This is a genomic window from Clostridium subterminale (assembly GCF_039521425.1).
In the GTDB taxonomy this organism is placed as follows: domain Bacteria; phylum Bacillota; class Clostridia; order Clostridiales; family Clostridiaceae; genus Clostridium_J; species Clostridium_J subterminale.
The window spans coordinates 170,220-183,102 of the sequence record NZ_BAAACI010000006.1; the positions used below are offsets into that span (position 1 = coordinate 170,220).

General features: G+C 29.6%; 9 protein-coding genes. 4 read left to right on the forward strand and 5 right to left on the reverse strand.

All coding sequences use genetic code 11. The features are described from left to right. Positions 1-39: 39 nt before the first annotated feature. Together ABDZ93_RS09820 and ABDZ93_RS09825 are read right to left on the reverse strand one after the other, a co-directional pair. On the reverse strand, positions 40-942 hold the full coding sequence (locus ABDZ93_RS09820) for a polysaccharide deacetylase family protein (protein WP_343825919.1): 903 nt from the start codon (positions 940-942) through the stop codon (positions 40-42). A 17-nt stretch (positions 943-959) separates the two neighbouring features. After that, entirely contained in the window at positions 960-1,232 is a 273-nt protein-coding gene (locus ABDZ93_RS09825; RefSeq protein WP_343825920.1) for a hypothetical protein, read from the reverse strand. 197 nt (positions 1,233-1,429) lie between these two features. On the opposite strand from ABDZ93_RS09825, the gene ABDZ93_RS09830 reads away from it, so the two are divergent. Beyond that, positions 1,430-2,812, forward strand: a complete 1,383-nt coding sequence (locus tag ABDZ93_RS09830) for a CCA tRNA nucleotidyltransferase (RefSeq protein ID WP_343825922.1) — start codon at positions 1,430-1,432, stop codon at positions 2,810-2,812. Between the two features lie 55 nt (positions 2,813-2,867). On the opposite strand, the gene ABDZ93_RS09835 is transcribed toward ABDZ93_RS09830, so the two are convergent. From ABDZ93_RS09835 to atoD, 3 genes are all read right to left on the reverse strand, one after another. Continuing rightward, positions 2,868-3,170, reverse strand: a complete 303-nt coding sequence (locus tag ABDZ93_RS09835; protein ID WP_343825923.1) for a late competence development ComFB family protein — start codon at positions 3,168-3,170, stop codon at positions 2,868-2,870. Positions 3,171-3,244: 74 nt separating this feature from the next. After that, positions 3,245-3,904, reverse strand: a complete 660-nt coding sequence (locus ABDZ93_RS09840) for a 3-oxoacid CoA-transferase subunit B (protein WP_343825924.1) — start codon at positions 3,902-3,904, stop codon at positions 3,245-3,247. Between the two features lies 1 nt (position 3,905). Next, positions 3,906-4,559, reverse strand: a complete 654-nt coding sequence (gene atoD, locus ABDZ93_RS09845) for an acetate CoA-transferase subunit alpha (protein ID WP_343825926.1) — start codon at positions 4,557-4,559, stop codon at positions 3,906-3,908. Between the two features lie 416 nt (positions 4,560-4,975). On the opposite strand from atoD, the gene ABDZ93_RS09850 reads away from it, so the two are divergent. The 3 genes from ABDZ93_RS09850 to addA all read left to right on the forward strand — a co-directional run bounded on the left by ABDZ93_RS09850 (position 4,976) and on the right by addA (position 12,771). Beyond that, positions 4,976-5,110 (forward strand): hypothetical protein, encoded by a 135-nt coding sequence (locus ABDZ93_RS09850; protein WP_343825928.1) that lies wholly within the window; start codon positions 4,976-4,978, stop codon positions 5,108-5,110. 289 nt (positions 5,111-5,399) lie between these two features. After that, positions 5,400-8,870, forward strand: a complete 3,471-nt coding sequence (gene addB / locus ABDZ93_RS09855; RefSeq protein WP_343825930.1) for a helicase-exonuclease AddAB subunit AddB — start codon at positions 5,400-5,402, stop codon at positions 8,868-8,870. Continuing rightward, entirely contained in the window at positions 8,863-12,771 is a 3,909-nt protein-coding gene (gene addA, locus ABDZ93_RS09860) for a helicase-exonuclease AddAB subunit AddA (protein WP_343825931.1), read from the forward strand. Before addB ends, addA begins: the two co-directional genes overlap by 8 nt. Positions 12,772-12,883 lie beyond the last annotated feature (112 nt).

Genomic DNA, 12,883 nt, shown 5'->3' on the forward strand with positions numbered 1-12,883 from the left:
TAATTAAGGGAAATACTAAATTTAAATAGATGAATATTATCAGTCTACAAAACGAATAGCAGCAGAGTCATGACGTAAAGGTCTAAATATATATCCTTGAGCTTTTAAACCTTCAAGAATTTCTGGCATAGCTTCTATGGTAGTATATTTTGCATTTGTATCATGCATCAAAATATTAGCTGTATTAACATTAGAACTGCCATCAAGGACACTTGTTACTATAGATGCTTTATCTAGTGTCATCTTAGTAGCATCTGAAGAATCTACATTCCAGTCAAAATAGGTATAACCACGATCCTCTAAAGCCTTGAAAATAGATTGGGATAGGTTAGCATTTTCATTCATATATCCCATATTTGAACCACCCGGAAATCGTAAAATTTTAGAGGGTTCTTTACCGGTTATTTTCTTTAACTTATTATCAAGAGCCTCAACATCACTAATAAAAGCATTAGGAGATGAATAAATCTTTTGGTAATTGTGGCTATATGTATGATTAGCAAGAACATGTCCACGATTAACGATTTCTTTATAAATATTGTCAAAGCCTTCTTTATATACTACAAAAAAAGTGGCTTTAGCATTGTATTTGTCAAGTACATCTAATAGTTTCAAAGTGTTAGATGAAGGTCCATCATCAAAGGTTAAATGAGCAATCTTTTTATGTGATATTGCTTTATCGTAAGTTGATTGTTTTTTACTTATTTCCTTTTCTAACTTAGCATTTTCTGAAAGTATAGAATTATTAGATGATGATAAAGTGTTAATCTCTTTTAATAGACTACTTTGCTTACTAGAAGCTATAAACATTTTTGTTATTGAGAATATTGATATAAAAAAACATAAACATAATGTCACTAAGGATATAATACCTAGTATAGAAGGCTTCTTTCTTCTTTTAATATTCCGTTTAGATGATTCAAGATTAATATTGCAATTCATGATTTTAGCTCCTTATGTTAATTAATAATTTTAGAAAGTTCGCCAAGTAAGGCATCTAGATTTGAACTTGACTCTAATAAGTTCTTATTTGTGCTATGTAAATTATCCTTTGCAGCTTTAAGAGTTTCTATTTTAGTAGATAATTCATTATTCTTAACTTTATATTCTTTCTCCTTTGCATTAGAAAATACTGAAATACCTATAAGAATAAAGCAAAAGATAGGAGCTATTATATAGAGTTTACCATGTGATTTATTATTTTTTTTGTAATGCAATAAAGTATTTTTCATAAGAACCTCCTTTAATTTATGATTATGTTTTATACTAATTATTATAAAGGATATATTATGTATAATCATTACGAAAAAGTAACAATTTGAAAATTTCTTGTTATTTTTTATCATATTAACTTTAAAAATAAATAGTTTTATTGTTAAATTGTATATTTTAACAATTTAATAGTTGTAATTAAGGAGAAGAAATAAGTATGTATATTAACATCCCAAGTCATATAGAAAAATGTATTAAGTTTATAGAAAAAAATGGGTTTGAGGCTTATATAGTAGGCGGATGTGTAAGAGATAGTATTATAGGCAAAAAACCTAATGATTGGGACATTTGTACCTCAGCAACGCCGAAAGAAATAAAGGAAATATTTAAAAAAGAAAAAACTATAGATGTAGGAATTGAACATGGAACAGTGGTGGTATTACTGGAAAGTGAAACAGTAGAAATAACTACATTTAGAATAGATGGGGATTATTCCGATGGAAGAAGACCAGATAGCGTAGAATTTACTTCAAAGCTAATAGATGATTTAGCTAGAAGAGATTTTACTATCAATGCCATAGCTTACAATCACAGAATAGGAATAAGAGATTATTTTAATGGAGTTAAGGATATAGAAAGTAAAGTTATAAGATGTGTAGGAGATCCAGATAAAAGATTTAAAGAAGATTCATTAAGGATAATGAGGGCATTAAGATTTATGGCACAGCTAAACTACAAAATAGAAGAAAAAACTTTAATTGCTATAGAGCATAATAAAGGGCTACTTAAGAAAATTTCTATGGAAAGAATAATTGTAGAGTTAAATAAGCTTATATTATCTGATCACCCTGGTGATGGAATTAAATATATGCTTAATATGGATATTGTGCCCACAGTAGTACCTTATTTAAAAAAACATGAAGAAAAATATATCTATGATTCTTCCAAGGTAAAAGAGAGTATTAAGGTTATAGAAGGATGTCCTAAAAAGCTTCATGTGCGATTAACTGTATTTTTATACTATTTGCTAAAAAGTTTTAAAGATGAAGATGAAAACATTATAGAAAGTGATTATAAAGAGAAGATTTCTAGTTTAAAACCTAAATATGATATAAAGCTAAGCATTAAATGTGAAGAAATTCTTAAAGGACTTCATTATGATAATAAGACAATAAAGAATGTAAGTACACTTATGGCATATTGTGATACTCAAATTTATGAAGATAAAGTATATATAAAAAGACTATTACAAGGTATGGGAGCAGATTTATTACGTGAATTGATAATTATAAAAGATGTGACAAAAACATTTTTAGAAGAAAACTTAGAAATAAGAGCTGAATTCAATTTAAATAAGATGAGAGTAGAATTAATTTTAGATGAAATTTTAAAAAATGAGGAAGCCTATAGAAAGGTCGATTTAAAAATTACAGGGAAAGATTTAATTGATTTAGGGGTAAAAGAGGGTATAGTAATAGGAAAAATATTAGATGAATTGCTAGAAATAGCTATTCAAGATCCTAAAAACAATAATAAAGGAAAATTAACTATATATGCACAAGAAATATATAAAGATTTTAAAAGCAATAAAAATGTATAAATAAAAATAAGACCACTATGATTTAATCAATTGGTGAATCATAGGGTCTCTTACCTTATCTATACTCATGGTGTTTAGGATTTGCTGCAACTTTTTCTACAGCTCTAATAACTTGAGCAGTTATAGAAATTTCTTCTTGTTTGTCAATTTCATTTAAAGCAGTAGTATAAATTTTACCTTCTTCACTAACCACATACTTGGGTTTAATAGAATTTAGGGCAAGAGCTGACATATCATCAACGCACTTTTGACAAGTACAAATATTAGGATAATCTTTAAGCACACTTTTTAAAACATGTTCAACTTGATCTTCTGCATAATTTTTGTAAGGTGGCATAAAAAAGTTCCTTTCTAACATAAGTCTATTGGTAATTAACTTAAATTACCAATAGACTTTAAATTGTTATTTAAATTATAATATTTTTAATAGTATTATAATTCCATTTTCTTAACGTTTTCTGGAATTATAATATCTGCAAGTGTTGCATTTTTTACATCTTCAATAGTAGCTTCTGGTCCAAGTTCTCTAAGAACAAGACCTTCTGAAGTAACTTCAAGAACTGCCATTTCAGTAATGATTAAGTTTACTTGATGTGCAGCAGTTAAAGGAAGTGTACATTTCTTTAATATTTTTGGGTTTCCTTTAGCAGTATGTTCCATAGCAACTATAACTTTTTTAGCTCCAACAACTAGGTCCATAGCGCCACCCATTCCAGGAACCATTTTACCAGGAATCATCCAGTTTGCAAGGTTTCCTTCTTGGTCAACTTCTAAAGCTCCAAGTACAGTAGCAGCAACATGACCACCTCTTATGATTCCAAAAGATATAGATGAATCGAAGAATGCAGCTCCAGGGATAACAGTAACATGTTGTCCACCAGCATTTACTAAATCTTTTTGCTCTTCTCCAGGTGCAGGAGCAGCGCCGATTCCTATGAATCCATTTTCAGATTGTAGTGTAACGTCTATGCCCTCTGGTATATAGTTAGCAACCATTGTTGGAAGACCTATACCTAGATTAACTACGTCTCCATCGTTAAGTTCTTTTGCAACTCTTTTAGCAATGACTTCTCTTATCATGTTTTTATCCATGTTAGTTGTCCCCCTTTACTATGTAGTCAACAAATATATATGGTGTCATAACTACGTTTGGATCTATATCACCAGTTTCTACAAGCTCTTCAGCTTGAACGATTACAGTATCTGCAGCAGTAGCTATTAAAGGATTGAAGTTTCTTGTTGCTTGGTTATAGTATACGTTACCTTTTTTATCAACCTTTGAACCAAATAAAAGAGCAACATCTGCTTTAAGAGGTTTTTCAAGAATATAATCTTGTCCATCAACAGTAATAACTTCTTTACCGTCTTGTACAATTGTTCCAAGACCAGTTGGAGTTAAGAATCCACCAAGACCAGCTCCACCACATCTGATTCTTTCAGCAAGTGTTCCTTGAGGTGATAATTCTACTTCCATTTCTCCTGAATTCATTTGATTTCCAGTTTCTTTATTTGTACCAATATGTGATGCAATAGTTTTCTTAACTTGTTTGTTAACTATTAACTTACCAATACCTTTGTCTGGAAATCCAGTATCGTTTGCTATGATAGTTAAATCTTTAACGCCTTTTTTCACTAAAGCATCTACAATAGCCTCTGGAGTACCTACAGCTAAAAATCCACCTATCATTACAGTCATTCCATCTTGAATTTTAGCAACTGCTTCATCAATAGAAATAAGTTTATTCATATGTTAAACCCTCCATAAATAAAAAATTTTCTTCCATACTAGTTTACCCCTAATTTAAATATTTTGCAATGTATAAAGATTGATTAAATTTTTAATTGAAAAACTAATGAAATTATTCATTTTAAATTAATATAGTCTAATTTTGTTAAATAATATACGAAATAATTAAAATCACTTTTATTTTCCACCAAGGTTATTTCTATAAATTTTTTTATTAATGCCGATATTAATATCATCTGGTGTAGAAAACTTTACTTTAAAGAAGTAGTGCTCCCTTTTAATTTTTTATAAGAATGTAATAAAGTATATTAGATAGATATATTGAAATTAAATAAGTTATCATATTAAGTATATGCACATATAAAATTTAAAATATTTACCTAGGAAACTATATAACTATATAACTAGTTAACTAGTTGTTTTGTTCATGCGGGTTTCAGGGGTTTTACTATTTTAAAGGTAGAAGAAAAGATGTATTAAATATAGAAGAAATTAATAGATTTATTGCTTTTGATTTAATTAGAATAATGGGTAAGTATAGAGATGTTTAGATACTAATAAATAAGCCAATGATATTAAAAAACAATCGTTGGCTTATGTTATAATTAGGTAATGAAAAGAAAGAAATTTATCATAAGAAATTGTGAAATATATAAGGCATCTTCAAAAAATAAATAAATCAGAATGTTCGTCTATTTTGTGTTATACTGCGTCAACATGACCCGCAGATAGTGCTACTATCTGTGGAACCTGTTTCCTTGTCTAACTCAAAATATACTTCCCATCTTTGACTTATTATTTATTTTCAAATGCCTAAATTAAAAGTTAGGAAGTGAGATTTTGGGAATTAGATTTATTTACGGTAGAGCAGGTACAGGTAAGAGTTATAACTGTATTGAAGAGATCTATAAAAAATCTGTCGATAATAAAGCTCCATTAATATTAATAGTTCCAGAGCAGTTATCATTTAGAGCAGAGAAGGCTCTTATTGAAAGAATTGGTGCCACTGGAATAAATAATGTGCATCTTTTAAGTTTTAAAAGATTAGCTTTTACTATTTTTAATGAAGTTGGTGGAGTAACTCATAAATATATGAATGATACGGGAAAAGCTATAATTGTAGGAAGAGCTATAGATGAGACAAAAGATGAACTTAGTATATTTAAGCAGGCTACAAAACAAAAGGGATTTATAGATAAAATCATAGGTGTATTAACAGAATTTAAAAGACATAAAATTACTCCACAGACGCTTAAAGATTTAAAGGAAAATGTGGATGAAAGTTCACTACTAGTGGATAAATTAAGTGATATAGAAGTAATTTATTCAAAATTTCAAGATAAACTTAGTGAAGGATATTTTGATCCTGAGGACAATTTAACTATTTTAAAAGGAAAGATTGAAGAAAGCAGCTTTTTAAAGGGAGCAGAAGTATGGATAGATGAATTTAGTGGTTTTACTCCTCAACAATATGACATCATAGGCAAACTGCTAAGAGTTTGTACCAATGTTAATATAACAATACCGTATGGTGGGGATGAGGTCACAGATAAAAATGATGATACTAATCCTTTCTATCCAATTTATACTACAGAAGAAAAACTTACAAAGCTTGCTCAAGATAATGGATACTATCCTAAAAATAATCTTCATTTAGGCATAGGACATAGATTTAAAGAAAGTCAGGAGTTGGCCTTTTTAGAGAAAAATTACTTTAATAATAGGGGAAAAATATTTAAAAATTCTACAGAAAATATCAGTATATTTAAGGCTCAAAATCCCTATGGAGAAGTGGAGTTTGTAGCCAAGGAAGTATTAAAATTAGTTAGAGAAAAAAACTTTAGATATAAGGATATTATAGTTGTAAGTAGAGATTTAGAAAACTATAAGGATATAGTTAGAGTAATATTTGAAGAATATGAAATTCCATTCTTTATAGATGATAAGGAAGATATAGCTTCAAACCCACTGGTTGTATATATAACTTCACTTTTAAATATATTCTCTAAGGGCTTTAGAGATAATTCCATAGTTAATTATTTTAAAAGTGGTTTTGCGAATTTATCAGCAGAAGAAGTAGATTTACTAGAGAATTATGTTTTAGAGTTTGGCATTAAAACTAGGAAGAAGTGGATAGATGAGAATAAGGAGTATTGGAGAGAAAGCCATAAGTATGAGAATATAATTGAAATAAAAAATAAAGGAATAGAGCCTCTTATTGAATTGGAGGAGAAATTAAAGGGTAAGCATAAGGTTAAGGATATTTGTTCAAGTATTTATAAATTCTTAGTTGATAATAGAGTTTATGAAAATGTTAATGAATATATAGAGAAATTTAAGAGAGATAATAATCTTTTATTAGTTGATGAGTATAGTAGTATCTGGAATATGCTTATAGAGCTTTTAGATCAGTTTGTAGATATTCTAGGAGAAGAAGTGGTGACCATTGAAGAGTTTAATAATATTTTATCTATGGGCATATCCCATAATAAAATGGGGTTAATTCCTACATCTATGGATCAAGTAGTGGTAGGAAGTGCTGAGAGAATAAAGGCTAAAGAGGTAAAGGTAGCCATAGTAGTTGGTGTAAATGATGGGATACTTCCAAGGATTACTGGAGATGAAGGTCTATTTAATGATAATGATAGAATAATATTTAAAAATAATAATATAAGTGTGGCAGATAATAGCTTTGAGTTGGCCTTTGGGGAGCAATATTTAATATACAATTTGCTAAGTATTGCAAGTAATTTATTATATGTTACTTATCCAATTGCTGATTTAGAAGGAAAGACTAAGAGGTATTCCATGGTGATTCCAAGGCTTAAAGCTTTATTCCCTAATGTTTTGGAGAATACAGATATATTAAAGGATGAAGTAGGAGAAGATGAAAAAGCCATAGTAGGAAAAACCCCTACCTTTAATAACTTAATAAAAAAGCTTCATGAATATATAGAAAAAGATGAGATAACAGACATTTGGAAGGAAATATATAGATATTATTATCATGAGCCAGAATATAGAGGAAAACTTCTTAAGGTAATAAGTGGATTTACCTATAAAAATCATATTGAAGCCATAGGTAAAGATAAAATAAGGCAATTATATGGGAAAAGCCTTAGTGTATCTAAAATAGAAGCCTATGCCAATTGCTCCTTTGGTTATTTTGTAAAGTATGGGCTTAAAGCTAAAGAGAGAAAAATTTATACTTTTGCACCTCTTGATTTCGGAAATTTAATTCATGAAGGTCTTGAAAAGTTCTCTAAAAGAGTAGAAAAAGAAAATGTTAAGTGGGGAACTTTAGATAAAGAATTTTGTGAGAGAGTACTAAATGATGTTATATCAGAGCTTACAAACTCAGAAGAACATAGGATATTAAAAAGCTCTAAGAGATACGAATATATAGCTACAAGGGTAAAAAGAATTTTATATAGGATGGTGTTAATCATTAATGAGCAGATGGAAAGAGGAACTTTTCAGCCTCTTGGTTATGAAATTTCCTTTGGCTTTGAAAAAGATGATTATTATCCACCAATCCCTATAACTTTATCCACAGGAGAAGTAGTAAAATTACAAGGAAAGATTGATAGAGTGGATAAAACCTCTATAGATGGGGTTAATTATTACAGAGTTGTGGATTATAAAACAGGAAGAATAGATCTAGATATAAATGATGTATATAATGGATTAAAAATTCAGCTATTAACTTATTTAGATGCAATTTTAACTCTTGAACAAGAGAAAATGTCTAAAGAACCTGTAACTTCAGAAGGAAAGGGCAGAACTATGCCAGGGGCTATGGTATATCTTTCTGTGGATGATCCAATAATGGATGGGTCTAAAAAGCTGACCATGGAGAATTTAGAAGAAGAAGTATTAAAGGCATTAAAAATGAAGGGAATTATCATAAGAGACTTAAAGGTAATTAAGGAAATGGATAAAACCATAGAAAATGGAGGAACCTCATCTGTAATTCCTGTATCCTTAAATAAACCTAAAAAGGGTAGCGATGAAGCAGAGTTTTCAAAGAATAATAGCTCTGTAATAACATATGAAGGTTTTAATGTGCTAAGAACTCACATGAAGGAGAAGGTTAGAGAAATCTGTGAAGATATGCTAGATGGAATTATAGAAGTAACTCCATGTAAAAATGGAAAGAGCTATTACTGCGAATTTTGTGAGTTTTCTTCCATATGCCAGTTTGATGAAACCATGGGAGTTAATAATTTTAAAGTAATGCCTAGAAGAAATAAAAAAGAACTTCTTCAGGAGCTAGAGGAAGAGGGAAAAGGTGGTGAAAGCAATGAGTAGTGTTAAATGGACTGAGGATCAGCAAAATGCCATTGATATTAGATATAGAAACACATTGGTATCTGCAGCTGCCGGTTCAGGAAAAACTGCAGTTTTAGTTGAAAGAATCATAAAAATTATCACAGATAGAGATAATCCTGTAGATATTGATAAATTACTTATAGTAACCTTTACTAATGCAGCAGCGGCAGAGATGAGAGAACGTATAGGAGAAGCTATTAATAAGAGAATTAAGGAAGAGCCTAATAATAGAAATCTTCAAACCCAATTAATACTTCTTAATAAGGCAAGTATATCAACCCTTCATTCCTTTTGTTTAAACCTTATTAAAAATAACTTTCATCAATTAGATATAGAGCCTAACTTTAGGGTTGGTGATACTACAGAGATAAATCTTCTAAAGGTAGAAGCTTTAGAAGAGCTCATGGAAGGAAAGTATATTGAAGGTAAAGAGGAGTTTATACAACTAGTAGAGAGTTATTGTGATAATAAAAGTGATAGAGCATTGGCAGAAATAGTTTTAAGATTATATAACTTTTCTATGAGTATAGGTGATCCCGTAGCATGGCTTAGAGCTAAATCAGAAATTTTTAATGTGGGTGAAGATTTTTCCTTTGAAAACTTACCTTTTAAGGATACATTATTAAAGGAGTTAAGAGAAGATATAATAAATGCTTTAGAGATAAATAGTGAAGGATTAGATTTTGTACTAAATAATCCTATTATAGATAAATATAAAGCTACCTTTGAAAATGATGGAGAGATATTAGAGAGAACTTTAACAATAATTGAAGGTGAATTAAAGGAAGAAAGACAGTATATTGAAGAAACTGCATTTGGAAGAATTCCAACTTTGACAAAATTAACAGAAGAAGAAAAGGTAATACAAAAGCAGGCTAAGGATTTAAGAGATGCTGCTAAGGAAATATATGTGGAGGTAAGGAGTAAGATCTTAAATGCTACTTCCGAGGAGAATATAAAAATTACTAGAAAACTCTATCCACTAATGAAGGAGCTAGCAAATCTAGTAATAGAATTTAAAGATATCTTTGATAATAAGAAGAGGGAAAGAGGTATCATAGATTTTAATGACCAAGAACATTTTGCCCTCGAGATTTTAAGACATAAGGAAGAGAAAAATAAACCATCAAGTATTGCTTTAGAGTTAAAGGATAAATTTGAAGAAATACTAGTAGATGAATATCAAGATTCTAATAGTGTTCAGGAGGAAATAATCAATCTTATTTGTAGAACAGAAAAGGATACAAGAAATGTATTCATGGTTGGAGACTTAAAGCAAAGTATATATAGATTCAGAATGGCAAAACCTGAGTTATTTAAAAGCAAGAAGGAAACCTACACTAAGGATGGAGATGACTATAATGCCCTTATTACTCTCCATAAAAACTTTAGAAGTAGAAAAGAGGTTATAGATGGGATAAACTATATATTTAATGCTGTTATGAGTGAGGATGTAGGGGAACTATCTTATGATGAGAGTGAAGAATTAAAAGTTGGAGCAAGTTATAAAGAGTTTTCAGATGAAGGCAATATTGGTGGAGAAGTAGAATTTAACCTTATAAACCTTGATTATGAAGAAATTGAAGATAAAGAAGATAATGAAATACAAGAAGAGATTCAAGAACAAAGTGATAATACAAGTAGTGAGGAAGAACTTGATAAAGAAGAACTAGACTCAATGCAGATAGAAGCTAGATTTGTAGCAAAACGTATAAGAGAGCTAATGGAGCTTAAAGGAGAAAATTCATTAAAGGTATATGATAAGAACTTAGATGACTATAGAAGAGCTACCTATAAAGATATTGTTATTCTTTTAAGGTCAAGTAATAAGCTGTCTCCTATATTTATAGAAGAATTTAAAAGAGTAGGAATTCCACTTTTCTCTGAAGGGGGAGGAGGGTATTTTGATACCCTTGAAGTAAAGACAGTTATAAGTGCTTTAGAAATTATAGATAATCCAATACAAGATATTCCTTTAATTGCTGTATTAAGATCTCCTATTGGTGGATTTACTACGGAGGAGCTAGCAGATATAAGAATTTCTAATAAGAATGTGAGCTTTTATCATGCCATGGTAGGACTTTTAAACTATGATAAAAAGGAATATGAAGGTGAGAAACTTAGTGATATAAGGGAAGAAATCTATAATAATACTGACATAAAACTAAAGATTAAAAACTTCCTAGATAAAATAAATAACTGGAGATTGGAAAGTAAATATACTCCTATAAATCAGCTTATATGGGAAATTATAACGGATACAGGTTACTATGGCTATGTTGGAGCATTGCCTGGAGGAGAGCAAAGACAGGCTAACTTAAAAATTTTATTTAAGAGAGCTAAGGATTTTGAAAGAACTAGCTATAGAGGTTTATATAATTTTATAAACTTTATCAATAATATAAAAACTAGTAGTGAAGATATGGGAAGTGCTAAAATCATAGGAGAAAATGAAGATGTAGTAAGAATCATGAGTATTCATAAAAGTAAGGGATTAGAGTTTCCTATAGTATTTCTCTGTGGTCTTGGTAAAAGATTTAATGAAGGTGATTTAAAGGGTAAGATACTATTTCATCATGAATTAGGTTTTGGACCTACTTATATTGATCTAGATAATAGAATTAGTTATAACACACCACAAAGGGAGTTTATAAGTAAGAAAATTCAAGGGGAAAATAAATCTGAAGAGATGAGACTTCTATATGTTGCTCTTACTAGAGCAAAAGAAAAGTTAATCTTAGTTGGGAGCAGTAAGGCTTTAGATAAGAAAATTGAAAAATGGTCTGGAACTGGAAAAGATGAGAATGAAAATATAAAATCAACCTATGTAAGGAATCAGAAAAACTACATGGATTGGATAGGAGCTGCCCTTATAAATCATAGAGCTGGAGAGCCTCTAAGACATTATAATGAAAATATTTTAAAGGAAGATTTAAAAGAGGATGATAGTAGATTTAAGGTGGCTATATATCATAGAGAAATCTTTGAAGAAATAAATGATACAACCTTAGAAGAAATGCCGGTAAAAGAAAAAATAGATAAACTTTTAGCTAATAGCGATGAAAATTTAGGTAAAGATTATTATAAAGCAATTAAAGAAAGATTAGAATTTACTTATAAATATGAAGAAGCAACAAAACTGCCTACAGTAATCACTGTTACGGAATTAAAGGAGCTTCATAATAAGAATTTAGAAGGTAATGAGCAAAATTATATTATCATGGACAATGATAGTTTAGATGAAGATAATTATAAGGATATAGTCTATGGAGATGAAGCAGAAGGAGCAAGAAAGTTTAGACCATTAATGCAAACACCACTATTTCTTCAAGAGAAAAAGGGATTAACTCCATCAGAGGTGGGAACTGCTTATCACAATATAATGCAAAGATTAGACCTAAGTGGTGACCTTACTAAAGAAGACATAACAAGGCAAATTAATACCATGGTAGAGAAGGAACTTATAACCTTTGAAGCCGCAAAATCAGTGAAGGTAGATAAAATCCTTAAGTTTTTACAGAGTAACATAGGTAAAAAAGTAATAGAAGCTTACAATGAAAGTGCGTTAAAAAGAGAGCTACCTTTTAGAGTAGAAATAAATGCTTCTACTATTTATCCTAATGTCAATGAAAAAGCATATTCAGAAGAAAAGATGCTTTTAAGAGGAGTAATAGACTGTTACTTTGAAGATGGAGAAGACGGTATCATTTTAGACTATAAAACTGATTATGTGAAAGAAGATAATATAGAAGAAATTAAGGCAAGATATAAAGTGCAATTAGATTATTATAGTAAAGCTATAAAAGATGCCTTTAAGAAAGAAAAAGTTAAGAAATACTTATACTTATTTTCACTAGATAGAGAAGTGGAAGTAGAATAGCAGAAAAGGTATGCCATAAAATAAGGCATACCTTTTATTATAATTAGATGAAAATATTAATAGATCTTTACATCAAATTATTCTTGAAACAAGGGATTTTATTTATTGTGTA